Genomic DNA, 24,650 nt, shown 5'->3' with positions numbered 1-24,650 from the left:
GGCGAGTTCTCGTCACAGTCATCATGCTGTCATTATCGCCAGAATACCTTAAGCCCGGATTAACCTGACGCTGAAGAATCCTCCTGGTTTTTACCACCGGCTAACTGCTGCGGCAGCCGCGCCAGCAGTTCATCTACCACTACGCGAATTTTCTGCGGCACCCATGCCGCTTCCGGCCAGACGGCGCTGATCGCAAAGCTGCCGCTGACCGACGACGGCAATATTTGCTGGAGTTCTCCCCGCACTAGTTCGTCGGCCACCAGCCAATCCGGCAGCCAGGCGATTCCCAGCCCGCTTTTTGCCGCCGCGGCGATGGCGGCGAAATCATCCATTGCCAGTCCGGGCTGAGGGCGAAACGCGAGCGCCGCTCCCTGCGCATCGCGCAAATGCCATTTCTGCATCTGCCCGGCGTAGAGATAGCCAATAGTAAGATGCTCGTGCAGTTCTTCCGGCGTCTGCGGCGCTGGCCGATGTCGTAGATATAACGGCGATGCGCAAAGAATCATGCCGTGCTGGCCTAAACGCCGGGCCTTAAGAAAGCTGGAGTCGCTCAACGCGCCGATACGTATCGCCATATCGAACCCTTCTTCAAACAGATTGACCTGGCGGTCGCTAAACGACAGCTCGAGCTTAAGCTCAGGATAACGTTGGCTAAGAGGAAACAATATCGGCGCCACGCAGCGCTGGCCAAACAGCACCGGCAGGCTGATTCGCAGCCGCCCTTGCACCTGGGTTTTCCCGCGCTGAATTTCATTTTCCGCATCCCGCAGGTTATCCAGCGCCCGGCGGGATTGCAGATAAAAGACCTCGCCTTCTTCGGTCAACGCCTGCCGACGCGTGGTGCGCTGAAACAGCGCGACGCCGAGCCGCTGCTCCAGCCGGGAAATGGTCTTGCCGACGGCGGAGCGCGTCACGCTCAGCTTCTCAGCGGCTTGCGCAAAGTTGCCGCACTCGACGACGGCGACAAATACCGGGATCGCATTTAAATCACTGCGCATTGATTGGTTCCTGAGTGGATACAATGATTAAAAACAATGTCACTACTGGAGAAAAAAAGACAGTGTTACCCTGCGGACCATCAACTTTATAAGGAGTCCGTCATGAGTAACGTATTGATTTTAAAATCCAGCATCAACGGTCCGGCGTCGCTAACCAACCAGCTAATAGATGAATATATGCAGACCCGCCGCGAGGCCGGTCATCAGGATTCGGTCGTCGAACACGATCTGACCACCCTCGCCTTGCCGAAACTCGACGGCGCGCTGTTTGCCGCGCTGCGCGGCGCGCAAGACTCGCGTCCGGCGATTCAGCAAGGGGTTGCCCTCTCTGATTCACTCATCGCCGAGTTAAAGGCCAGCGATCTGCTGGTGATCGGCGCGCCGATGTATAACCTCAACGTGCCAACCGATCTCAAAAACTGGTTCGATCTGGTGGCGCGAGCGCGGGAAACCTTCCGCTATACCGAGGCCTGGCCGCAGGGGTTGGTTGAAGGCGTGCGTGCAGTAGTCATTAGTTCGCGCGGCGGCGTCCATGACGGGCAACCCAGCGATGCGGTCACCCCTTACCTGCGCGCGGTGCTGGGATTGATGGGGATTAGTGACGTTGAATTTATCTATGCCGAAGGGATGGATATTCGCCCGCACGGCCGTGATGCAGGTATCGCCCACGCCCGCCAGCATATTGCCAGGGCCGCTCAGCTGGCGTGAGATCCGCTGCTTCTGCGGGCTGGTAAAGGGTCAGTTTTTATTTTAGAATAATCTAAATTTAGAAAAGACTAAAATAAAATGACCACAGCACAACAACTGCAGGCCAGCGCCGGGGAAGCCGCTGTCCTGCTGAAAGCGATGAGTAATCCCCACCGGCTACTGATTCTGTGCATGCTTTGCGAAGCCCCGCGTACAACCGCGGGAGACCTGGCGCAAATCACCGGCCTGAGCCCTTCCGCCACCTCTCAGCATCTCGCGCGGATGCGCGATGAGGGGCTTATCGACAGCGAACGCGACGCCCAGCGCCTGCGCTATTTCATTACCCATCCCGCCGTTCAGCAGGTTATCGCCACGCTGAAAACCATTTACTGCCCGTAAGGAGTCCTTATGACTATCGCCACCGTTACAGCCAACGAAGCCCAGGCGCTTATCGCCCAGGGCGCACGGCTGATTGATATCCGCGCTGCCGACGAATACGCTCGTGAGCATATTCCGGCGGCGACGCTGCTGCCATTAGAGCAACTGACTCACGGCGCGGCGCTCAATGCGCAGCCGGGAGAAACAATCATTTTTCACTGCCAGGCCGGCTCGCGCACGCAAAATAACGCCAGCCTTCTGGCCACCGCCGCCGCGCCCGCGCAGGTTAAGCTACTGGCTGGCGGTATTCAGGCATGGCGAGCGGCGGGTTTGCCGATAGTCGAAGATAAATCCCAGCCGCTGCCGCTAATGCGCCAGGTGCAAATCGCCGCCGGCGCGCTGATTTTGCTGGGAGTAGTGCTGGGATACGCCGTCAACAGCGGCTTTTTCTTGCTGAGCGGTTTCGTTGGCGCGGGGCTCACTTTCGCTGGCCTCACCGGTTTCTGCGGCATGGCGCGCCTGCTGGCGGTCATGCCGTGGAACCGACGTTAAAACGCCTGCCAGATGAGTAGCGCAATGCCGCCGAAAAGTAGCCATTTGACGATGTAGTAAACCGTTTTATTCCATTTTTTCAAACGCTTGCCGACAATGCGGATTTGATAAATGTAGCGGAAGCTGCGGTTAATCCCGCCGGTACGGTCGCCGATATCGTTCGGCGCGGCGGCGGCGCTCATTAAATTTCGCCCCAGCCAGTGGTTCACCTTCTGCGCCCAGCGGTAACGCATGGGCCGTTCGATATCGCAAAACAGAATCAGCCGGTTCTCACCGCTGGTATTTTCCGCATAGTGAATATAGGTTTCGTCAAATAGCACGCCTTCGCCATCGCGCCAGCTATAGCGTTCGCCGTCCACTTCAATAAAACAGCGATCGTCATTCGGCGTCGCCAGCCCAAGATGAAAACGCAGCGACCCGGCATAAGGGTCACGGTGGCGAGGCAAACGGCTACCATCAGGTAACGTGGCGAACATTGCCGCTTTAACCGAAGGAATGCCGCGCAGCAGTTCAGTCGTTTTTGGACATAGCTGGCTTGCGGAGGGATGCGCGTCTTCATACCATTTCAGGTAAAACCGTTTCCAACCGGTTTTAAAAAATGAGTTAAATCCGGCATCATTATATTTTTCCGCCGCTTTTATTTGCTCCAGACGCTGCAGATTAATCCCCTCTTCACGAATAACCAGCCAGTTCTTTTGTAATATCGCAAGTTCCGGAAACGTCTCCGGACGCAGAAACGGGGTATTCGGCACACGCGAAAAGAGGTACATAAACCCGTTAAGAGGAGCGGTAAAAGTTGAATGGTCGGAAAGCTGACGCCAGAAACGATAGCGAACTTTTCCGCGATAATGGACGTAGAGCACAGCAATTATAATAATAAGTAAAATGATATACTTCATATTCGCTTATCTGACCATGTTCTGTTTTGAATCATTCTGCGCCAGCAGTCTCAGTTTCACTCACCGCAGCGCCACAAAAACCATTAACAAAGATAATACATCTACCCATAAATTGTTTTAACAAAAAGCAGCACGATCGTTGAATCCGTCAGCATCATTGAGCTATCGTTTAGGTTCTTAGTTGTTACCAATGCTCAGGAGAGACACCATGTTTACAACAGGCGATCTGGTACAACCGCGCGTCGGCGGGCCAAAATTGAAGGTAGTGGAAGTGAATGGCGATAGCCTGATCGTTGTTCAGGCGAGTAACGAGCAGGGTGAGAAATTTACTCTGAAAGCGGTTGATGTTACGCCTTATACCGAAGAAGGCGATTTCGGCGTTTGCTAAGCAAAACGGTGGGTTTCCCCACCGTTTAAACAATCTCTGTTTAGATCAGGAAGCTCTCAAGTGATTGCCCCTGCGCGACGGCCAAAGCGATCGGCTTGGGCATACGGCCCTGGCCAGTCCAGGTTTTTTCTGCGCCGGTATGATCGGTGTAACGATATTTAGCCGGGCGCGGCTGACGTTTTTTACTGCTTTTCGCCGGGGCCATTTCATGCAGCGCTAATTCATCAGGTGAAATACCGTCAGCAACCATTAATTCCAGCCAGGTATTAATTTTTTCCTGATATTCCGCCTGCTGCTGTTGCGTCTTCTGCTGCTCTTCACGTTTTTCTTCAGTGACGATCCTGAGTTTTTCCAGCATCTCTTCAAGCACGTCAGTGGAGAATTCACGCGCCATAGCACGCAGTGAGCGAATATTATTCAGTTTTTGTAACGTAAAAGACATAAAGATCAAAAATCCCAAATCGAAAAAATAAAACAAGAATTACCTGGTCAGTTTAATAGATATGTATATTTATTTCCAGCCTTAGCTTATTCAAATAAATATGTACAGGATTACGCCTATGAACGCGCTGAAATTTATTGGTGGGCAATATCGAAATAGAACACAAACTCTGACTGGCGCGGATGAATAATGCATAGCGCGACATAATAATATTCATAATATTATATTTATAGCCACGTCAGTGAGTTATAAAATCATCGCCGGTAAAACAGGAACGCCAATGGCTTTGCGGTGATGAATGAAAATTCACATAATCCGAATAAAAACCATTTTTTACATACAGCAGTAAATGCTAATGAACCGGTATTTATACGGTAAATAACGCCAAAAGCGACAGCCATCACATAATGCATTCAGATACCCGCTTTATCCACCACACTTCTCCTGCCACGCCCGATCGCCATCTGACAAAGCGAAATCATATCTATTTGATATAAAACGAAATAATAAAACAAAGGAACAAAAGTAGCGCAAGTTAAACAAAATGCCAGCTCGCAGAGTGTTTTATCGACAAAAAGGCGATAAATAAAAATTTATAGCTAGTTGTCACTTACTATGCAGAGATATACTCTACACACATCAAAACAGGCAGCCCAAAACCGCTACACCGTGCGCACTTTTCGGCGTTATTGACTTCATTTTTCGAGGAGCATACCGATGTTCTCTGCTCAATCCCGCTTGCGTCATGCGGTAGCAGACACCTTTGCAATGGTGGTCTACTGCACCGTTGTCAATATGATGATCGAAATTTTCCTCTCCGGAATGACTTTTGAGCAGTCGTTATCTTCACGACTGGTCGCGATCCCGGTCAACATTATTATTGCGGTGCCTTATGGCTTCTATCGCGACTTCGCTATGCGCCAGGCGCGCCGAATCAGCACCTCGGGATGGATGAAGAACATTGCTGATGTCGTCGCGTATGTGACTTTCCAGTCGCCGGTGTATGTATTAATTCTGCTGTCGGTAGGCGCAGACTGGCATCAAATTGCCGCCGCGGTCAGTTCAAACATTCTGGTATCAATGATGATGGGTGCAGTATACGGCTACTTTCTCGACTTCTGCCGCCGCCTGTTCCGCGTCAGCCCTTATCAGCAAGCTAAAGCCTGATCCTCATCTTTCGGCGACTGGCCGCTGCCAGTCGCCTGCTTCAAAGCAGCCCGCATTAGATTATTCAGCCGTGAGACATCTGCGGCTGCGCCTCGCCAAACAGACCGTTCAGAAAACGCTCAAGCGCCATCCGCGAACTAAAACCATGTGGAATACCGTAATGCTGCTGCGCATCACCCGCCAAATAGAGCGGGAACTGTTCATAATGGTCGCAAGTTTTAATCTCGCTGGCGGGTTCCGCCAGTGAATTACTGCGCTCTTTAAGCGCCGGATGAATAACTAAAGCGGTACGCCCCATGCGCGCTTCGCGGTTCACATAAACATAATTATCGCCACGGCGATATCCATACGCTTTTTGCGTCACAACATCCATGGTGAAGCCGGCTTTTTCAAGAACACGCGCCACCTCATCGGGTCTTAAATACATACTGATTCCTCGTTATCTTTTACCGCACATTTACCTTACCTTATTCACGAATAGCAGCGCTTTCAGAAAATTCCATAAACTCCCGCAAAAGCATAATGCAAAATCATGTCCTACACTTAATAACTCGAATGGAAAAGAGGGAGAAACCAATGGCTAACCGTGTGAACCGCAACGACATTGATGAAAGCGCCGAGGATATTCATAACGAAGTCAGCCAATTAGCGGATACGCTGGAAGAAGTGCTGAAATCATGGGGTAGCGATGCGAAAGATGAAGCAGAGAACGCGCGTAAAAAAGCGCAGTCGCTGCTGAAAGAGACGCGCGCCCGCCTGAACGGCAATACCCGCCTGCGCCAGGCGGCCTATGATACCGTTGAACGCGCCCGCGATGCCGCCGGCTGCGCCGACAGCTACGTGCGTGATAAACCCTGGCAGAGCGTTGGCGCCGCCGCCGCCGTTGGGGTGTTTATTGGCGTTTTGCTTAATTTGCGTCGATAATAGTATCGATAGACTACATGTGAAGATAACAAATACGCGTCTGACCCTGCGTCCCAATGGTGCGCAGGGTTTTTTATTATTCCACGCTGGCCAGCGCTTGCTTAAGTTCGCCTACCACTTCACGTGCCATCACCGCCGACGTGATATTGGTAAAACTCATCAATAGCCCGCCCTCACCACGGCTAAGCATGCGCCAGTCGCTCAACGCCTGCACCGCCAGCCCGGCACGTTGGCAGCGACGGGCCTGCTCGCGATCGTCCCCCTTCACCGCCATCACCAGTTGGATCCCGCCGGACTGCGGTACCACCTGAAAACCCTGCGCCTGCAGCGCCGACTCCAGCCACTGCCTGCGCAACGCGTAGCTGGCGCGCATTTTTTTTAGATGACGCCAGAAATGCCCGTCAATGATGAAGTCAGCTAACGTCTGCTGCCATAAGGTCGGCACATTACAGTGGCTCAATTCGGCCTGACGACGAAACCGCGCCGCCAACGGCTGCGGTACCACCAGCCACGCGACGCGCAGCGCGGGAAACATCGATTTACTAAATGACCCGGCGTACAGTACCCGCTGCGGCGCATCAAGGCTTTTCAGCGGCGGTAGCGGCTTCCCCTGATAGCGAAATTCACTGTCGTAGTCATCTTCAATAATCCAGCAATCGCGCTGCGCCGCCCACTGTAATATCTGTCGACGTCTCTCCAGCGATAGGGCCACGCCGAGCGGGCTTTGATGCGCTGGAGTTAACAGCGCAAAGCGCGCCTGAGGATAGTGTGCCTGCGCCCAGTCGATATTCATTCCCTGTTGGTCAACCGGTACCGGATCGATATTGACCCCCGCCGCGCTAACCACCGGGCGAATGAACGGATATCCCGGATCCTCCATCCACATATGCTGCCCCGGCTGCGCAAGGGTACGCAAAATCAACGCCATCGAGGCCGCATAGTTGCCGCTAATCACAACCTGCTCCGGCTGGCACTCGATGCTGCGCGACAGGCGCAAATAGTCGACAATCGCCTGACGGAGAACCGGTTCGCCGCAGGGATCGCCGGGCGCGAGGTCGAAGCGCGATTGCGTCCGTAGCCGCCGCCCCATCACCCGCGCCCACAGCCCGCGCGGGAAAAGATCCAGTGCCGGCAACCCCATTTGAAAAGGCAGCGGCGCGGAGGATCCCCGGCCCGTCGCCGGTCGCTGAGCCGTGACCTGCCGCGGGCTCAGCCGCTCGCTGACAAAGGTGCCCGCCTGGCCGCGGCGCTCCAGCCAGCCCTGGGCCACCAGCTCGCCCCAGGCATTTTCAATCGTCGCCCGCGATACGCCAAGCTCCTGCGCATAAACTCTGCTCGCGGGCAGACGGCTTCCCGGCGCCAGCTCGCCATTCTCAATCGCTGATTTCAGCTGGCGGGCGATACGCTGGTAGTGCGGCACTTTTTTGGCTTCCATTATGGTCTGCTTTTTTCATCACAATATGGCTATCTTATGCAGTCCATTATAGTGCTATTTTGCCCGGGTCTTAGAGAGGAGAACTGCAAGATGACCACATTACGTCAGCCGTATAGCGAACTGAGCCCGGAAATCTATAAGGGGTTGGTTCAGGCCAGCATAGCGCTGGAAAAAAGCGAATTGGGCAGCACGATGGTGGAGCTGGTCTATTTGCGGGTGTCGCAAATTAACGGCTGCGCTTTTTGCCTTGAGATGCACAGCAAAGCGCTACGCAAAGCCGGCGTTGACCAGAGCAAACTGGATGCGCTGGCAGGCTGGCGCGTAAGCGCCCACTTCAGCGCTGCGGAACGCGCGGCCCTCGCATGGGCGGAATCGGTAACCGATATCGCAGCCAGCCACGCCGAAGATGAGGTGTACCTGCCTTTAGAAGAGCATTTTACCCCACGCCAGATTAGCGATTTAACCTTCGCCATCAGCCTTATGAACGCCTTTAACCGTCTGGCGGTCGCGATGCGGATGTAATTTTCGCGTATCGACTTCCCTCCCCCGCCGGGCTAGTTGGTGGGGGATAACTTATCGAAAAACTCTATATATTGCGTGGTTGAAGTTTTAAATAACTACATCTAGTATTTCCTGAACGGTAAGCCCATAACGTTCGGCGCGATGTTTTACGCCGTCTTGTTATCTTAAATGGAAATACGAATCATGCGCATTATTATTTACACTCGAAATGACTGCGTGCAATGCCATGCCACCAAACGCGCGATGGAGAGCCGCGGTTTCGCCTTCGATATGGTCAACATCGACCAACACCCGGAAGCCATCGACATGCTGCGCGAGCAGGGATTCCAGCAATTACCGGTGGTGATAGCCGGGGAAACCCGCTGGTCTGGCTTCCGCCCCGATATGATTAATCGCCTGCGTCCCGCCGCGGCTACGGCCAGCCTATGAGCCTCATCGTCTACTTCTCCAGCAGCTCTGAAAATACGCATCGCTTTGTGCGGCGTCTGGCGCTGCCTGCCGTGCGCATCCCGCTCAACGAGCGCGAGCGAATTCAGGTAGACGAACCCTATATTCTCATCGTCCCCAGCTACGGCGGCGGCGGAACGGCAGGCGCCGTGCCGCGCCAGGCGATCCGCTTTTTAAACGACCCGCATAATCGCCGGCTGATTCGCGGCGTCATCGCCGCCGGTAACCGTAACTTCGGCGAGGCCTATGGCCGGGCGGGAGAGGTCATCGCGCAGAAATGCGGCGTGCCGTATCTGTATCGTTTTGAGCTGATGGGTACCCAGCAAGATGTCGACAACGTGCGTAAAGGAGTAAGCGAATTTTGGCAACGACAACCGCAGAACGCGTAACCGCCGGGGCGTCTGATTTCCACGCCCTCAATGCGATGCTGAACTTATACGACAGCAATGGCCGCATTCCCCTGGAAAAGGACCAACAGGCGGTCGAAGCATTTATCCATAGCCACGTGCGCCCCAACAGCGTACCGTTCGCCGGTCTGGAGGAGAAACTGCAATGGCTGAGCGACGAAGGTTATTACGATCCGGCAGTGCTGGCCCGCTATGAACGTCGTTTCGTGCTGGCCCTCTTCGCCCACGCGCATCAACACGGTTTTCGCTTCCGTACTTTCCTCGGCGCGTGGAAGTTCTACACCAGCTATGCCTTACGCACTTTCGACGGCAAACGCTACCTGGAACATTTCGCCGACCGCGCCTGCATGGTGGCGCTAACCCTGGCCCAGGGTGATGAAACCCTGGCGCGACAGCTGGCCGATGAGATCCTCTCCGGGCGCTTTCAGCCAGCGACGCCGACCTTCCTCAACGCCGGTAAACAGCAGCGCGGCGAGCTGGTCTCCTGCTTCCTGCTGCGTATCGAAGATAATATGGAGTCGATTGGCCGGGCGGTGAACTCCGCCCTGCAGCTGTCAAAACGCGGCGGCGGCGTGGCATTTCTGCTCTCCAACTTGCGCGAAGCGGGCGCGCCGATTAAACGTATCGAAAACCAATCCTCCGGGGTGGTGCCGGTGATGAAAATGCTGGAAGACGCCTTCTCTTACGCCAATCAGTTGGGAGCGCGTCAGGGGGCCGGCGCGGTTTACCTGCATGCTCATCACCCCGATATTTTACGTTTCCTCGATACCAAGCGGGAAAACGCGGATGAGAAGATCCGCATCAAAACCCTGTCGCTGGGAGTAGTCATTCCGGATATCACCTTCCAGCTGGCGAAAGAAGACGCGCAGATGGCGCTGTTCTCGCCCTATGACGTTGAGCGGCTGTATGGCAAAGCCTTTGGCGATATCGCGGTCAGCGAGATGTATGCACAACTGGTGGCCGACGACCGCGTTCGCAAACGCTGGATCCGCGCCCGCGATCTGTTCCAGCGGCTGGCGGAAATTCAGTTTGAATCCGGCTATCCGTACATCATGTTCGAGGATACGGTGAACCGCGCCAATCCGATTGCCGGTCGCATTAATATGAGCAATCTGTGTTCGGAGATCCTGCAGGTCAACAGCGCCTCCACCTTTGACGAAAATCTCGATTACGCCACCGTTGGCGAGGACATTTCCTGCAATCTCGGCTCGCTGAATATCGCCCACGCCATGGATTCGCCGGACTTCGCCCGCACCGTCGAAGTGGCGGTCCGCGGCCTGACGGCGGTCTCCGATATGAGCGATATCTGCTCGGTGCCATCGGTGGCGGCGGGTAATGCCGCATCGCACGCCATTGGCCTTGGGCAGATGAACCTGCACGGCTATCTGGCCCGCGAAGGGATCGCCTACGGCAGCCCGGAGGGGCTGGACTTCACTAATCTCTATTTCTACACCGTCACCTGGCACGCCCTGCGCACTTCTATGGCGATGGCGCGCGAGCGCGGAGTACGTTTTGCCGGGTTTGAGCAGTCGCGTTACGCCAGCGGCGACTATTTCCAGCAGTATTTGCAGGGTGAATGGCAGCCGAAAACCGCCAGGGTACGCGAACTGTTCGCCCGTGCGGGGATAACCCTGCCCGACCGTGAGATGTGGCGACAGCTACGCGACGACGTGATGCGCTACGGCATTTATAACCGCAATTTGCAGGCGATCCCGCCGACCGGTTCGATCTCTTATATCAATCATGCCACCTCCAGCATTCATCCGATTGTGGCGAAAATCGAGATCCGTAAAGAAGGTAAAACCGGCCGCGTGTACTATCCGGCGCCGTTTATGACTAACGACAATCTGGCGCTGTATCAGGATGCCTGGGAAATTGGCCCGCAAAAAATTATCGATACCTATGCCGAAGCCACGCGACATGTCGATCAGGGGCTGTCGCTGACGCTGTTCTTCCCGGATACCGCCACCACCCGCGATATCAACAAAGCGCAAATCTACGCGTGGAAGAAAGGTATCAAGACGCTGTATTACATTCGCCTGCGCCAGCTGGCGCTGGAAGGTACCGAAATCGAAGGCTGCGTGTCCTGCGCGCTGTAAGGAGAACAGGATGACCCACTTATCGCGCATCAGCGCCATCAACTGGAACAAAATCGAGGATGACAAAGACCTCGAGGTGTGGAACCGCCTGACCAGCAACTTCTGGTTGCCGGAGAAGGTACCGCTGTCCAACGACATTCCACACTGGCAGACTCTGACGGCTCAGGAGCAGCAGTTGACCATCCGCGTCTTTACCGGACTGACGCTGCTCGACACCATCCAGAATACCGTCGGCGCCCCGGCGTTGATGACCGACGCCCTCACTCCACATGAAGAGGCGGTGCTGTCGAACATCAGCTTTATGGAAGCGGTGCATGCTCGCTCCTATAGTTCGATATTCTCGACCCTGTGTCAGAGCAAGGATGTCGATGCCGCCTACGCCTGGAGCGAGGAGAACGCTCCCCTACAGCGCAAAGCGCAGTTGATGCTCAATTACTACCAGGCCGATGAGCCGCTGAAGAAAAAAATCGCCAGCGTGTTCCTCGAATCTTTTCTTTTCTATTCAGGGTTCTGGCTGCCGATGCATTTTTCCAGCCGCGGCAAGCTGACCAATACCGCCGATTTAATCCGTCTGATTATTCGCGACGAAGCGGTGCATGGTTACTATATTGGCTATAAATATCAAAAAGGGTTGGAAATCGTCAGCGCCGCGAAGCGCGAAGAGTTGAAAAATTTCGCCTTTGATCTGCTGATGGATCTGTACGATAACGAACTGGCCTATACCCGCGAATTGTATGCCGACAGCCCGTGGTTCGACGACGTCAACGCGTTCCTCTGTTACAACGCCAATAAAGCATTGATGAACCTTGGCTATGAGGCGTTATTCCCGGCGGAAATGGCCGCCGTAAACCCAGCCATCCTCGCGGCGCTGTCGCCAAACGCCGATGAAAATCACGACTTTTTCTCCGGCTCCGGTTCTTCTTATGTTATGGGTAAAACCGAAGCAACCGCCGACGACGATTGGGACTTTTAACCGCGCGATCGCTGGGGGATATATCAACATATTCTCCAGTGATCTATTTCACATTATTCTTTATTATCACACAAATAATCTACTGACTATTCCCTCGTCATATTTCCTTCATTTAAGCCAATTTTCCCATTCATTATTCATGCATAATCAAAAAATATCATCAGCCGTATATGATGGCTCAGCCCTTATATCATGGGCAATTCAGCCAGAGTTCTCCTTTCAGATTTTGGCTAGCTATTCACATCGAGGGTTGTCACAGAATCTCAGTATGTTAGGGTGTAAACAGGTAATAAACTTCACCAGGTACGATATCGATATAATTAAAGACAGGAAATCATTTATTGCATGGCAATTAAATTAGAAATTAAGAATCTCTATAAGATATTTGGCGAGCACCCGCAACGCGCGTTCAAATATATTGAAAAAGGACTTAGCAAAGAGCAAATACTGGAAAAAACGGGGCTATCGCTTGGCGTTAAAGACGCCAGTCTGGCCATTGAAGAAGGCGAGATATTCGTCATCATGGGACTTTCCGGCTCAGGAAAATCCACCATGGTTCGCCTTCTCAATCGCCTGATTGAACCCACCCGCGGACAGGTGCTGATTGACGGCGTGGATATCGCCAAAATCTCAGATGCCGAGCTTCGCGAGGTGCGCAGGAAAAAGATTGCGATGGTTTTCCAGTCATTCGCCCTGATGCCGCATATGAACGTGTTGGATAACACCGCCTTCGGTATGGAGCTGGCCGGCGTTTCCGCCGAAGAGCGCCAGCAGAAAGCGCTGGATGCGCTACGCCAGGTGGGGCTGGAAAATTACGCTCACGCCTATCCCGACGAGCTTTCCGGCGGGATGCGCCAGCGCGTCGGCTTAGCGCGCGCATTAGCGATCAACCCCGATATTCTGCTCATGGATGAGGCCTTCTCAGCGCTTGATCCTTTAATTCGTACTGAAATGCAGGATGAGCTCACCAAATTACAGGCGAAGCATCAACGTACCATCGTCTTTATTTCCCACGATCTTGATGAAGCTATGCGTATTGGCGATCGTATTGCCATTATGCAAAATGGCGAAGTGGTGCAAATTGGCACCCCTGACGAAATTCTGAATAACCCGGCGAATGATTACGTTCGTACTTTCTTCCGCGGCGTGGATATTAGCCAGGTATTTAGCGCTAAGGATATTGCCCGCCGTAGCCCGGTTGGCCTGATTCGTAAAACCCCCGGTTTCGGCCCGCGTTCGGCGCTGAAATTATTGCAGGATGAAGACCGCGAATATGGTTACGTCATTGAACGCGGTAATAAGTTTGTCGGCATTGTCTCCATCGACTCTCTGAAAAGCGCGCTGAGCGAAAATCAGGGGCTTGATGCGGCGTTAATTGACTCCCCGCAGCCGGTGGAAGCACAAACGCCGCTCAGCGACCTGCTCTCCCACGTCGGCCAGGCGCCCTGCGCCGTCCCGGTGGTGGATGAAGGGCACCAGTATCTCGGCATTATTTCAAAACGCATGCTGCTACAGGCTTTAGATCGCGAGGGGGCAAACAATGGCTGATCAATCGAATCCATGGGATACCGCTGCGCCAGCGGATAACGCGGCGCAGTCCGCCGACGCCTGGGGCAACCCAACACCCGCGCCCGCTGACGGCGGCGGCGCCGACTGGCTTAATAGCGCGCCTGCGCCGCAGCCAGAACATTTTAATATTATGGATCCGTTCCATAAAACGCTGATCCCGCTTGATAGTTGGGTCACCCACGCCATCGACTGGATCGTGCTGCACTTCCGTCCGCTGTTCCAGGGGATCCGCGTGCCGGTGGATTATATTCTCAGCGCTTTCCAGCAGCTGTTGCTGGGGATGCCGGCGCCGGTGGCGATTATTCTCTTCGCCCTGATCGCCTGGCAGATCTCCAGCGTCGGCATGGGTATCGCCACTCTGGTCTCGCTGGTAGCCATCGGCGCTATTGGCGCATGGTCGCAGGCGATGGTCACTCTGGCGCTGGTGCTTACCGCGCTGCTGTTCTGCATGATAATCGGCCTGCCGCTGGGGATCTGGCTGGCGCGTAGCCCGCGAGCGGCGAAAATCATCCGCCCGCTACTTGACGCGATGCAGACCACACCGGCGTTCGTCTACCTGGTACCGATCGTCATGCTGTTCGGTATCGGCAACGTTCCGGGCGTGGTGGTGACCATTATCTTCGCCCTGCCGCCAATTGTCCGCCTGACCATCCTCGGGATTAACCAGGTACCGGCAGACCTCATTGAAGCTTCACGCTCCTTCGGCGCCAGCCCGCGCCAGCTGCTGTTTAAAGTCCAGCTGCCGCTGGCGATGCCGACCATCATGGCCGGCGTCAACCAGACGCTGATGCTGGCCCTGTCGATGGTCGTTATTGCCTCGATGATCGCCGTCGGCGGCCTCGGTCAAATGGTGCTGCGCGGTATTGGCCGCCTGGATATGGGGCTGGCGAGCGTCGGCGGGGTCGGGATCGTTATCCTCGCGATTATCCTCGACCGCCTGACCCAAGCCGTCGGCCGTGATTCCCGCAGCCGCGGTAATCGCCGCTGGTACGCCACCGGACCTCTGGGGCTGATTACCCGCCCTTTCTGTAAATAAGAGAAGGAATAACGATGCGACATACTACACTCCTTGCCACAGCGTTTACCGCCCTCGTCACGACCAGCGCGTTTGCTGCCGAGCTGCCGGGTAAAGGCATCACCGTGAAACCGGCGCAGAGCACCATTTCGGAAGAAACCTTCCAGACGCTGCTGGTCAGCCGCGCGCTGGAAAAACTGGGCTATACCGTCGAAAAGCCGAGCGAAGTCGACTATAACGTCGCCTACACCTCCATCGCCTCTGGCGATGCCACCTTTATCGCCACCAACTGGCAACCGCTGCACGATGATATGTACGCGGCGGCGGGCGGCGATAAAAAATTCTACCGTGAAGGAACCTTCGTTACCGGCGCGGCACAGGGCTACCTGATCGATAAGAAAACCGCCGAGCAGTACCATATTAAGTCCATCGACCAGTTGAAAGATCCGAAGATCGCCAAACTGTTCGATACCAACGGCGATGGCAAAGCCGACCTCACCGGTTGTACCCCAGGCTGGGGCTGCGAGGCGGTCATCAACCATCAGATTGATGCCTACGGGCTGAACAATAAAGTGGTCCATAACCAGGGCAACTACGCGGCGATGATGGCCGATACCATCGCCCGTTATAAAGAAGGCAAACCGATTCTTTATTATACCTGGACGCCGTACTGGGTCAGCGACGTGCTGAAACCGGGTAAAGATGTGGTCTGGCTGCAGGTGCCGTTCTCCTCCCTGCCGGGAGAACAGAAAGATATCGACACCAAGCTGCCGAACGGCGTCAACTATGGCTTCCCGGTGAACACCATGCACATCGTCGCCAACAAAGCCTGGACCGAGAAGAACCCGGCGGCGGCGAAGCTGTTTAGCCTGATGAAGCTGCCAATTGCCGATATCAACGCCGAAAACGCGATGATGCATGCCGGTCATGCTTCAGAAGCCGACATCAACGGCCACGTTGATGGTTGGATTAAAGCCCACCAGCAGTTGTTCGACGGCTGGGTAAAAGAAGCGCTGGCGGCGCAGAAGTAATTTCTCCCCTCTCCCCACGGCGGTTTGCCGTCGTGGGGCTGCCCTTTCCCCCATAGCAGCATGAAACGAATATGCCTAAAAAAGCGGATATTCTGATTTCCCATTTTCGCGATTGTGAAGCCATCACGCCGTCTGCTAAGGTGAGCAAATCTTTCCAGGCGTAATTTTCACCAGCGTTATCAATAAGTCACCGATATGGAAACGCCTGCTCCCCGACGTCAGCGCCATTGGCTACCAACACGGGTAGGTTGCGCCGCGTTCAGGTTGAGCTTACAGGCGACGAACAGCATTATTATCCCTACGCAACTCAGCGCTTTAGCCTATGGTTTGGCATGGAAAATCGGCGTCTCGCCGGAGATTTTAAGTATTAATAGTGACCGATAATTCATTTGCTTTATTTGTCACAATAGTTATTATATCGGCTGTAATTAATGAGGTTATACCCAAATGGATAGTTCGTTTACTCCCATTGAGCAGATGCTCAAATTCCGCGCCAGCCGCCATGAAGATTTCCCTTTCCAGGAGATTCTCCTCACCCGTCTCTGTATGCACATGCAGGGTAAGCTGCTGGAAAACCGTAACAAAATGCTGAAAGCGCAAGGGATTAACGAGACATTATTTATGGCGCTGATAACGCTTGAGTCTCAGGAAAATCACAGCATTCAACCTTCCGAGCTGAGCTGCGCGCTGGGTTCGTCACGCACTAATGCCACCCGTATCGCCGACGAACTGGAAAAACGCGGCTGGATCGAGCGTCGTGAAAGCGACAACGATCGTCGCTGCCTGCATCTGCAGCTAACCGACAAAGGTCATCAATTCTTGCGCGAGGTATTACCTCCGCAGCACAACTGCCTGCACCAGCTGTGGTCCTCTTTGAGTACTGCGGAAAAAGACCAGCTGGAGCACATCACCCGCAAACTGCTTGGCCGCCTCGACCAAATGGAAGAAGACGGCGCGCTGGCGGGATCCCTGCGCTAAGCACGGAGCCGCACAACATTTTGAGTTGCAAGGAACACGGTCAGGCCAGCAGATTTTCTGCTGGCCTTTCTGGTAAACAGGTCGGCTCAGCCGATGTGAAATAATAAGAATGTAAAATTGTGGAGAATCAGATGAGCGAAAATGCGGCGAGCCAAACTCCGCAGCAATCAGGCAGCAAGAAAGGGAAACGCAAAGGCGCCCTTCTGCTCCTGACCTTGCTCTTTGTTATTGTGGCCGTAGCCTACGGCATTTATTGGTTTTTAGTCCTGCGTCATTATGAAGAGACCGATGACGCTTATGTGGCAGGGAACCAGGTACAGATCATGGCGCAGGTTTCCGGTAGCGTCACCAAGGTCTGGGCCGACAACACCGACTTTGTGCAACAAGGCGATCCGCTGGTCACCCTCGACCAGACCGACGCCCAGCAGGCGTTTGAAAAAGCCAAAACCCAGCTGGCGGCAAGCGTGCGCCAGACTCGCCAGCAGATGATCAACAGCAAGCAGCTGCAGGCGAATATTGACGTCAAAAAAACCGCCCTCGCCCAGGCGCAGGCAGACCTTAATCGCCGTATCCCGCTGGGCGCCGCGAACCTGATTGGCCGCGAAGAACTGCAGCACGCTCGTGACACCGTCGCCAGCGCCCAGGCCGAACTCGACGTCGCTATTCAACAGTACAACGCCAATCAGGCGATCGTACTGGGCACCAAACTGGAACAGCAGCCTGCGGTGCTGCAGGCGGCGACCGAAGTCCGCAACGCCTGGCTGGCGCTGCAGCGTACGCAAATCGTCAGCCCGATTAGCGGCTACGTTTCCCGCCGCTCGGTGCAGCCTGGCGCGCAGATTGGCACCACTACCCCGCTGATGGCGGTGGTTCCGGCTACCAACCTGTGGGTTGACGCCAACTTTAAAGAGACCCAGCTTGCCCATATGCGTATCGGCCAGCCGGCGACCATCGTCAGCGATATCTACGGCGATGACGTGAAGTACACCGGTAAAGTGGTCGGCCTGGATATGGGTACCGGCAGCGCCTTCTCCCTGCTGCCGGCGCAAAACGCCACCGGCAACTGGATCAAAGTCGTCCAGCGTCTGCCGGTTCGTATCGAAATAGATGCTAAACAGCTGGCGCAACATCCGCTGCGCATCGGCCTGTCGACGCTGGTTGAAGTAGACACCAGCAATCGCGAAGGCGAGATGCTGGCAAGCCAGGTACGTAGCTCGCCGGTCTATGAAAGTAATGCCCGTGAAATCGGCCTTGAGCCGGTAAATAAACTGATCGACGGTATCATCCAGGCCAACGCCGGATAATTCGGGGTGAGCGTAATGCAACAGCAAAAACCGCTCGAAGGCGCGCAACTGGTCATCATGACCATTGCGCTGTCGCTGGCGACTTTCATGCAGGTGCTGGACTCCACTATCGCCAACGTGGCTATTCCGACCATTGCCGGTAACCTTGGCTCGTCGCTAAGTCAGGGGACCTGGGTCATCACCTCGTTTGGGGTGGCGAACGCTATCTCCATCCCAATTACCGGCTGGCTGGCTAAGCGCGTCGGCGAAGTGAAACTCTTCGTCTGGTCGACGGTGGCATTCGCCATCGCCTCCTGGGCCTGCGGGGTGTCAAATAGCCTGACGATGCTGATTTTCTTCCGCGTGATTCAGGGGATCGTCGCCGGTCCGCTGATCCCGCTATCGCAGAGTCTGCTGCTCAGCAACTACCCGCCAGCGAAGCGCTCAATCGCGCTGGCGCTGTGGTCGATGACGGTCATCGTCGCGCCGATTTGCGGCCCGATTCTCGGCGGCTATATCAGCGATAACTACCACTGGGGCTGGATCTTCTTCATCAACGTGCCGATTGGCGTGGCGGTGGTTCTCATGACGCTGCAAACCCTGCGCGGCCGCGAAACCCGCACCGAACAGCGGCGTATCGACGGCGTCGGGCTGGCGCTGCTGATTATCGGGATCGGCAGCCTGCAGGTTATGCTCGACCGCGGTAAAGAGCTCGACTGGTTCGCTTCCAACGAGATTATCATCCTGACCATCGTGGCGGTGGTGGCGATAAGTTTCCTCATCGTCTGGGAGTTGACCGACGATAACCCGATAGTCGACCTGTCGCTGTTTAAGTCGCGTAACTTTACCATCGGCTGCTTGTGTATCAGTCTGGCCTATATGCTCTACTTCGGCGCCATTGTATTGCTGCCGCAGCTTCTACAGGAGGTATACGGCTACACCGCCACCTGGGCCGGTTTGGCTTCGGCGCCGGTCGGGGTGATCCCGGTCATTCTGTCGCCGATTATCGGCCGCTTTGCCCATAAGCTCGATATGCGGCGGCTGGTGACCTTCAGCTTTATTATGTATGCGGTGTGCTTCTACTGGCGCGCGTGGACCTTCGAACCGGGAATGGACTTTGGCGCATCGGCCTGGCCGCAGTTTATCCAGGGCTTTGCGGTGGCCTGTTTCTTCATGCCGCTGACCACCATCACTCTCTCTGGCCTCCCGCCGGAGCGGCTGGCGGCGGCATCGAGCTTGTCGAACTTTACCCGAACCCTTGCCGGCTCCATCGGTACCTCAATTACCACCACCATGTGGACCAACCGCGAGGCGCTGCACCATGCGCAGCTCACCGAGTCGGTGACGCCGTTCAACCCCAACGCCCAGCAGATGTACGATCAACTACAGGGCATGGGAATGACCCAGCAGCAGGCTTCCGGCTGGATTGCCCAGCAGATAACCAACCAGGGGTTGATTATCTCCGCCAACGAAATCTTCTGGGTCTCAGCGGGGATCTTTATCCTGCTGCTAAGCCTGGTGTGGTTCGCCAGGCCGCCGTTCAGCGCCGGCGGCGGTGGCGGAGGCGCGCACTAAGTATCAACAAAAGGGACCTACGGGTCCCTTTTTTATTGCCGCGACCTTGTCCATTTCGCGCTAGCTTCTGTCCATTTCGCTAAAGCCGCCGATGCGTTATGTCATGCAGGATAAAGCTCCGACTACAGGAGAACATCATGCTGACCAATCCTTGCGAAAAATACAGCCCTTATCCGCCTATCGCCCTGCCCGATCGCCAGTGGCCCGAGCGGCAAATCACTACCGCGCCGCGCTGGCTTTCCACCGATTTGCGCGACGGCAACCAGGCGCTGGCCGAACCGATGGATGCCGCACGCAAGCTGCAGTTCTGGGATCTGTTGCTTGAGTGCGGTTTTAAAGAAATAGAGGTCGCCTTCCCCTCCGCCTCGCAAACCGACTTCAACTTTGTGCGCCAGCTGATTGACGAGCAGCGCATCCCTGAAGATGTCACCATTCAGGTACTGACTCAGGCGCGGGAAGAACTCATAGCGCGAACCTTTGAAGCGCTGCGCGGCGCCCGACAGGCAACCATCCATCTCTACAATGCCACCGCGCCGCTGTTTCGCGAGCTGGTTTTCGGCATGGAAAAGGCCGAAGTGATCGAGCTCGCCACTCGCGCCACCCGGCTTATTCGTCAGCATTGCGAACATCAGCCGGACACCCGTTGGCAATATGAATATTCACCGGAAACCTTCTGTTTTACCGAGCCGGAATTCGCCCTTGAAATCTGCGAAGCGGTGGCGGAAATCTGGCAGCCCTGCGGCGAACGGCCAATGATTATTAATCTTCCGGCAACGGTCGAAGTCAACACGCCGAACGTCTACGCCGATCGGATTGAATATTTTTGCCGCCACTTCTCGCGCCGCCAGGATGTGTGTATCAGCGTGCATCCGCATAACGATCGCGGTACCGGCGTCGCCAGCGCCGAACTGGCGGTGATGGCCGGCGCCGATCGCGTGGAAGGCTGTCTGTTCGGCAATGGCGAGCGCACCGGCAACGTCTGTCTGGTCACGCTGGCGATGAATCTCTATAGCCAGGGCGTGGATCCGCAGTTGCGCTTTACGCAGATGAATCGGGTAGTGGAGATCGTCGAGAACTGCAACCAGCTCCCGGTACATCCACGGCATCCCTGGGCAGGCAGTCTGGCCTACACCGCCTTTTCCGGTTCGCATCAGGATGCCATTAAAAAAGGGTTTGATGCCCGTAAGCCGGGAGATCGCTGGCAAATGCCGTATTTACCTATCGATCCACAGGATATCGGCTGCAGCTATGAAGCGGTGATCCGTGTTAACAGCCAGTCAGGTAAAAGCGGCAGCGCATGGCTGATTGAGCAGAACCACGGTCTTAAGCTGCCGCGGGCGTTGCAGCAGGACTTCAGCCAGTACGTTCAGCAAGAAACGGATAGCCATGGTAAAGAAATGACCCATAACGCATTATGGCAGCTGTTTCGCAGCCGTTACGGCCTGCTGGCGCAGCCGACGCTGGCGTTACTCGACTATCAGAGCGACGGCCAGCAGGATGGCGAACTGACGTTACAGGCTGCGCTGCGGATGAATGGCGAAACCCGCCGCCTGAACGGACGTGGTAACGGTTTGTTATCCGCCGCCGCTAACGGCCTGAGCGCGCTGTTAAAACGTCATTTCGTTATCAAGGACTACCACGAGCATACCCTCGGGGCGCGCAGCGACAGCCGCTCCGTTGCCTATATTCGCTGCGTCTTTGCCAATGGCGAAAGTCGATGGGGCGTCGGCATTGATAATGACGTTGCCCGCGCCTCGTTACAGGCGTTGTGTAATGCCGTTCACGCCAGGGATTAATCCAACGGGCGAAAATAGTCGCTGGGCGCGGTCCCCATGACCCGGCGGAACATGGCGCTAAAAGCGCTGTGGCTGCCGTAACCCAGATCCAGCGCTACCCGTAGCACCGACTGCCCCTGCGCCAGGCGAACCAGCGCCTCCATCAGCTTCGCCCGGCGCACCCATTCGCTCCACGTCAGGCTGGTCTGCTGTTGAAAATGGCGGTTCAGCGTACGCTCGCTCATTCCGCCTGCTTGCGCCGCCTCACGGCTGCCCCACGGTTCACCGGGCGCTTCGCGCACCCGCTGGCATAACCGACGCAGGCTATCGCTATGCGGTTCCGGCAAACCGAAAGGTAATACTGACATCCCGCGAATTTCATCCAGCATCAGCTCATAGATACGTTCATCGCGGGTGCCGGGGAAATAGCGCTCTTCCAGCGCCAGCGACGCGACGATAAGCTCACGCAGCAGCGGTGAGATCTGCACGATCTGGCAGGTAGAGGGCAGATCGGCACGGGCTAGCGGATCGATAAATAGCGTCCGCGCGGCCACATTGCCGGTTATGCGCAACGCGTGCGGCGTATGTGCCGGTAGCCAGACGCCGCGCCCCGGCGGTACGACCCAGAACCCGACCGGCGTTTCCACCCGAACCACGCCGCTGAGAATATGCAATAACTGAGCGCAGTCGTGGCAATGCATCGGTTCGCTATCGCCGTGGGCGTAATCATGGGCAAATGGCACCAGCGCGCGGTGCTGGAAGGAAAAGGAGAGCGTTGTCGACATGATAGGCGAAGAGCGGCCCGACGCGATAGCCGGGCCGACGCAGGCGCACTAGATGTGCAGTTCTTGCAGTTTTTCTTTCGGCAGCGCCAGCTCATCGTTGCTGTTGATGCGAACATCACGCTCAATGATGTGGCGGGCGATATCCTGCGCTTCTTCCAGCGAGTGCATGGTGTAGGTTCCGCACTGGTAGACGTTCAGCTCAGGGATCTGATTCTGATCTTTGACTTTCAGCACGTCAGCCATCGCCGCTTTCCAGGCATCTGCCACGCGTTGCTCTTCCGGCGTGCCAATCAGGCTCATGTAGAAACCGGTACGGCAGCCCATCGGAGAGATGTCGATAATTTCCACGCCATTACCGTTCAGGTGATCGCGCATGAAACCAGCAAACAGGTGCTCCAGAGTATGAATGCCGCGCTCCGGCATCACTTCCTGGTTCGGTACGCAGAATCGCAGATCGAAAACGGTGATTTGATCGCCGTGCGGCGTGTTCATTTTCTTCGCGACGCGCACCGCAGGCGCTTCCATTCGGGTATGGTCGACTGTGAAACTATCTAACAACGGCATTCTTCACCTCCGATAGTGATTTTTTTTAAAATAAAATGAACTCTTCGTTCAACAGCGAGTCTGAGTATATGAAAGACGCGCATTTATTATCATCATCATCCCTGAATCAGAGATGAAAGTTTGGCCACAGTGATGTGGCCTTTTTCTTTTGTAGCGCTTTTTACTACGCGTGTCGTGCTAAAAGCGCCTCGAACGGCTCGCTATCTTCCGCTTCCACTTTCTTCTGTCGCGCGACCGACGCATCCCGTTCGGCGATAAAATCATCTTCGCTTAAAATTTCCAGCGGTTCATCGCGCAGCATCGTACGATACTCATCAGCCAGCTTACGCCCGGTACCGCCAATCCCTTCTTCAATCATAGAACGCAGAATGCGCGCTGAGAACGTTAATTCCGGATCGTCGAAGCACGCCAGCAGCTCATCGCACACTTGTTGATAGGCCTCGCCGCCGTGGATGCTGTCCAGCGTTTGCGCCACGCGACGTAAATCACGGAACAGATCTTTACCCACCTGCGCCAGCGGGAACTGCGCGCTTTCGCAGCCAATTCCCAGCGTCAGGCCCGGTTTGCGGCCTTCAAGAATCACCCGGTTCCAGTTAGTACGAGTACACAGCAGTTCGCTGCTGCTCATCTCCGGCGCATCGGCCAGTACGCACCAGACCATAAACAGATCGAGGAAGCGCACCTGCTGCTCATCGACGCCGATTGGCGAGAATGGGTTGATATCCAGCGAACGCACTTCGATATACTCAATGCCGCCGCGCAGCAGCGCATCCGACGGCGTTTCACCGCTACGGGTCACCCGTTTCGGGCGAATCGGCGCGTACAGCTCGTTTTCAATCTGCAGAATATTGCTGTTGATCTGCAGATGCTTACCGTCTTTCTCAAGCCCGATTTTAGCGTACTCTTCCGATGGCGTTTTAATCGCCCGCTTCAATCCTGCCACATACTCATGCAGATCGTTAAACGTAATTCCGAGATTGCTTTGCGACTTATTGGTATAACCGAGGTCGCTAAGACGCAGAGAAGTGGCGTATGGCAGGTAGTACATGCCGTTTCCGGCCTTCTCAAACGGCAGAGTCGTCGGTTTGCCTTGCAGGAACGAGGAGCAAATCGCCGGCGACGCGCCGAACAGGTACGGAATTACCCAACCGAAACGGTAGTAGTTACGAATCGAGCGGAAATAACCGGCCGAGATCGCCTCTTTGCCGCTTTCCGCGTCTTCCACGCCGCACTTGGCCTGCCAGAACGCCATCGGCAGCGAGAAGTTATAGTGCACGCCAGAAATGGTTTGCATCAGCGCGCCGTAGCGGTTTTTCAGCCCTTCGCGATACAACGTCTTCAGACGGCCAACGTTAGAGGTACCGTACTGCGCCAGTTCAATTTCCTGACCCGGCGCGATATAGCACGGCATGCTCAGCGGCCACATCCGCTCGTCTCCGAGCTGGCGGGCGGTGAAGCGATGCACATCGCGCAGGAAAGTCAGCATATGATCGACATCGCCATCCACTGGGGTAATAAACTCCAGCAGGGCTTCGGCAAAATCAGTGGTAATCCATTTATGGGTCAGCGCCGAACCTAAAGCTAAAGGATGGCCGGTAGTGGCCAGCGTGCCGTCGGCGTTAACGCGCAGCGTTTCGCGCTCAAGCCCACGTTTAATGCCTTGCAGCGCCTGCGGATTTTTTTCCAGCCAGGCCAGCGCCTGTGATACATCCGGGATCAATTTGACCTCCCGCCTGTCGAAATCGTTTGAATTAGCA

General features: G+C 55.4%; 26 protein-coding genes and 1 pseudogene. 19 read left to right on the top strand and 8 right to left on the bottom strand.

What is annotated here, in order from left to right:
* Positions 1 to 59 precede the first annotated feature (59 nt).
* A complete protein-coding gene (locus ABLV66_RS05845; RefSeq protein ID WP_348876826.1) occupies positions 60 to 998 on the bottom strand; it encodes a LysR family transcriptional regulator in 939 nt (312 codons plus the stop codon).
* Between the two features lie 102 nt (positions 999 to 1,100).
* On the opposite strand from ABLV66_RS05845, the gene ABLV66_RS05840 reads away from it, so the two are divergent.
* The 3 genes from ABLV66_RS05840 to ABLV66_RS05830 all read left to right on the top strand — a co-directional run bounded on the left by ABLV66_RS05840 (position 1,101) and on the right by ABLV66_RS05830 (position 2,615).
* On the top strand, positions 1,101 to 1,706 hold the full coding sequence (locus tag ABLV66_RS05840; RefSeq protein ID WP_348876825.1) for an FMN-dependent NADH-azoreductase: 606 nt from the start codon (positions 1,101 to 1,103) through the stop codon (positions 1,704 to 1,706).
* 78 nt (positions 1,707 to 1,784) lie between these two features.
* Positions 1,785 to 2,084, top strand: coding sequence for an ArsR/SmtB family transcription factor (locus ABLV66_RS05835; RefSeq protein ID WP_047044355.1), 300 nt, complete (start codon positions 1,785 to 1,787; stop codon positions 2,082 to 2,084).
* Between the two features lie 9 nt (positions 2,085 to 2,093).
* Positions 2,094 to 2,615 (top strand): rhodanese family protein, encoded by a 522-nt coding sequence (locus ABLV66_RS05830; protein WP_045395190.1) that lies wholly within the window; start codon positions 2,094 to 2,096, stop codon positions 2,613 to 2,615.
* On the opposite strand, the gene lpxO is transcribed toward ABLV66_RS05830, so the two are convergent.
* Entirely contained in the window at positions 2,612 to 3,514 is a 903-nt protein-coding gene (gene lpxO / locus ABLV66_RS05825) for a lipid A hydroxylase LpxO (RefSeq protein ID WP_045395192.1), read from the bottom strand. The two genes, ABLV66_RS05830 and lpxO, sit on opposite strands and share 4 nt — an antisense overlap.
* Positions 3,515 to 3,722: 208 nt before the next feature.
* Here lpxO and ABLV66_RS05820 point away from each other — a divergent pair, with 208 nt between their 5' ends.
* A complete protein-coding gene (locus tag ABLV66_RS05820; RefSeq protein ID WP_045395194.1) occupies positions 3,723 to 3,902 on the top strand; it encodes a GDFGVC terminal motif YodC-like protein in 180 nt (59 codons plus the stop codon).
* A 40-nt stretch (positions 3,903 to 3,942) separates the two neighbouring features.
* On the opposite strand, the gene stpA is transcribed toward ABLV66_RS05820, so the two are convergent.
* On the bottom strand, positions 3,943 to 4,344 hold the full coding sequence (stpA, locus tag ABLV66_RS05815) for a DNA-binding protein StpA (RefSeq protein WP_348876824.1): 402 nt from the start codon (positions 4,342 to 4,344) through the stop codon (positions 3,943 to 3,945).
* Positions 4,345 to 5,061: 717 nt separating this feature from the next.
* Between stpA and alaE the strand changes: the two genes are divergently transcribed.
* On the top strand, positions 5,062 to 5,511 hold the full coding sequence (gene alaE / locus ABLV66_RS05810) for an L-alanine exporter AlaE (protein WP_015370082.1): 450 nt from the start codon (positions 5,062 to 5,064) through the stop codon (positions 5,509 to 5,511).
* A 64-nt stretch (positions 5,512 to 5,575) separates the two neighbouring features.
* Here the strand turns inward: alaE and ABLV66_RS05805 are convergent, their stop codons facing one another.
* Positions 5,576 to 5,938, bottom strand: a complete 363-nt coding sequence (locus tag ABLV66_RS05805; RefSeq protein ID WP_015370081.1) for a DUF2002 family protein — start codon at positions 5,936 to 5,938, stop codon at positions 5,576 to 5,578.
* 149 nt (positions 5,939 to 6,087) lie between these two features.
* Between ABLV66_RS05805 and ABLV66_RS05800 the strand changes: the two genes are divergently transcribed.
* Positions 6,088 to 6,435 (top strand): DUF883 family protein, encoded by a 348-nt coding sequence (locus ABLV66_RS05800; RefSeq protein ID WP_015370080.1) that lies wholly within the window; start codon positions 6,088 to 6,090, stop codon positions 6,433 to 6,435.
* A 76-nt stretch (positions 6,436 to 6,511) separates the two neighbouring features.
* Here the strand turns inward: ABLV66_RS05800 and pdxR are convergent, their stop codons facing one another.
* On the bottom strand, positions 6,512 to 7,870 hold the full coding sequence (gene pdxR / locus ABLV66_RS05795; RefSeq protein WP_348876823.1) for a MocR-like pyridoxine biosynthesis transcription factor PdxR: 1,359 nt from the start codon (positions 7,868 to 7,870) through the stop codon (positions 6,512 to 6,514).
* A gap of 90 nt (positions 7,871 to 7,960) precedes the next feature.
* Here pdxR and ABLV66_RS05790 point away from each other — a divergent pair, with 90 nt between their 5' ends.
* The 13 genes and pseudogenes from ABLV66_RS05790 (at position 7,961) to leuA (ending at position 21,565) form a co-directional block, all read left to right on the top strand.
* Positions 7,961 to 8,392 (top strand): carboxymuconolactone decarboxylase family protein, encoded by a 432-nt coding sequence (locus ABLV66_RS05790; RefSeq protein WP_047044343.1) that lies wholly within the window; start codon positions 7,961 to 7,963, stop codon positions 8,390 to 8,392.
* A gap of 183 nt (positions 8,393 to 8,575) precedes the next feature.
* Entirely contained in the window at positions 8,576 to 8,821 is a 246-nt protein-coding gene (gene nrdH / locus ABLV66_RS05785) for a glutaredoxin-like protein NrdH (RefSeq protein ID WP_047044340.1), read from the top strand.
* Positions 8,818 to 9,228, top strand: a complete 411-nt coding sequence (gene nrdI / locus ABLV66_RS05780; RefSeq protein WP_063415927.1) for a class Ib ribonucleoside-diphosphate reductase assembly flavoprotein NrdI — start codon at positions 8,818 to 8,820, stop codon at positions 9,226 to 9,228. Before nrdH ends, nrdI begins: the two co-directional genes overlap by 4 nt.
* Positions 9,201 to 11,345: a class 1b ribonucleoside-diphosphate reductase subunit alpha gene (gene nrdE / locus ABLV66_RS05775; RefSeq protein ID WP_348876822.1), complete on the top strand. Its 2,145-nt coding sequence runs from the start codon at positions 9,201 to 9,203 to the stop codon at positions 11,343 to 11,345. Before nrdI ends, nrdE begins: the two co-directional genes overlap by 28 nt.
* Before the next feature lie 10 nt (positions 11,346 to 11,355).
* Positions 11,356 to 12,318, top strand: coding sequence for a class 1b ribonucleoside-diphosphate reductase subunit beta (nrdF, locus tag ABLV66_RS05770; RefSeq protein WP_348876820.1), 963 nt, complete (start codon positions 11,356 to 11,358; stop codon positions 12,316 to 12,318).
* A gap of 345 nt (positions 12,319 to 12,663) precedes the next feature.
* Positions 12,664 to 13,866 carry a glycine betaine/L-proline ABC transporter ATP-binding protein ProV gene (gene proV, locus ABLV66_RS05765; RefSeq protein WP_045395207.1) on the top strand — a complete coding sequence of 401 codons (1,203 nt, stop codon included), beginning with the start codon at positions 12,664 to 12,666 and terminating at the stop codon, positions 13,864 to 13,866.
* Positions 13,859 to 14,923, top strand: a complete 1,065-nt coding sequence (gene proW / locus ABLV66_RS05760; RefSeq protein WP_045395210.1) for a glycine betaine/L-proline ABC transporter permease ProW — start codon at positions 13,859 to 13,861, stop codon at positions 14,921 to 14,923. The genes proV and proW overlap by 8 nt, the downstream gene beginning before the upstream one ends.
* Positions 14,924 to 14,937: 14 nt before the next feature.
* Complete coding sequence (gene proX, locus ABLV66_RS05755) at positions 14,938 to 15,933, top strand: glycine betaine/L-proline ABC transporter substrate-binding protein ProX (RefSeq protein WP_045395213.1); 996 nt, start codon at positions 14,938 to 14,940, stop codon at positions 15,931 to 15,933.
* Between the two features lie 228 nt (positions 15,934 to 16,161).
* Positions 16,162 to 16,317, top strand: a pseudogene (locus tag ABLV66_RS05750) (hypothetical protein); the annotation flags it as partial.
* 63 nt (positions 16,318 to 16,380) lie between these two features.
* Positions 16,381 to 16,911, top strand: a complete 531-nt coding sequence (gene mprA / locus ABLV66_RS05745) for a transcriptional repressor MprA (RefSeq protein WP_015370069.1) — start codon at positions 16,381 to 16,383, stop codon at positions 16,909 to 16,911.
* 131 nt (positions 16,912 to 17,042) lie between these two features.
* A complete protein-coding gene (emrA, locus tag ABLV66_RS05740) occupies positions 17,043 to 18,215 on the top strand; it encodes a multidrug efflux MFS transporter periplasmic adaptor subunit EmrA (RefSeq protein ID WP_015370068.1) in 1,173 nt (390 codons plus the stop codon).
* Positions 18,216 to 18,230: 15 nt separating this feature from the next.
* Complete coding sequence (emrB, locus tag ABLV66_RS05735) at positions 18,231 to 19,769, top strand: multidrug efflux MFS transporter permease subunit EmrB (protein ID WP_045395214.1); 1,539 nt, start codon at positions 18,231 to 18,233, stop codon at positions 19,767 to 19,769.
* Between the two features lie 137 nt (positions 19,770 to 19,906).
* A complete protein-coding gene (gene leuA / locus ABLV66_RS05730) occupies positions 19,907 to 21,565 on the top strand; it encodes a 2-isopropylmalate synthase (RefSeq protein WP_315711292.1) in 1,659 nt (552 codons plus the stop codon).
* Here leuA and ABLV66_RS05725 read toward each other — a convergent pair.
* The 3 genes from ABLV66_RS05725 to gshA form a co-directional block, all read right to left on the bottom strand.
* Positions 21,562 to 22,329 (bottom strand): AraC family transcriptional regulator, encoded by a 768-nt coding sequence (locus ABLV66_RS05725; protein ID WP_015370065.1) that lies wholly within the window; start codon positions 22,327 to 22,329, stop codon positions 21,562 to 21,564. The two genes, leuA and ABLV66_RS05725, sit on opposite strands and share 4 nt — an antisense overlap.
* A 48-nt stretch (positions 22,330 to 22,377) precedes the next feature.
* Positions 22,378 to 22,893 (bottom strand): S-ribosylhomocysteine lyase, encoded by a 516-nt coding sequence (luxS, locus tag ABLV66_RS05720; RefSeq protein WP_015370064.1) that lies wholly within the window; start codon positions 22,891 to 22,893, stop codon positions 22,378 to 22,380.
* Positions 22,894 to 23,056: 163 nt separating this feature from the next.
* Positions 23,057 to 24,613: a glutamate--cysteine ligase gene (gshA, locus tag ABLV66_RS05715; RefSeq protein WP_045395218.1), complete on the bottom strand. Its 1,557-nt coding sequence runs from the start codon at positions 24,611 to 24,613 to the stop codon at positions 23,057 to 23,059.
* Positions 24,614 to 24,650 lie beyond the last annotated feature (37 nt).

The sequence above is a fragment of the Klebsiella sp. CN_Kp073 genome (assembly GCF_040065495.2).
Taxonomy (GTDB): domain Bacteria; phylum Pseudomonadota; class Gammaproteobacteria; order Enterobacterales; family Enterobacteriaceae; genus Klebsiella; species Klebsiella aerogenes.
The sequence above is the reverse complement of the archived record's forward strand: the minus strand, read 5'-3'. Positions and strand labels throughout refer to the sequence as shown.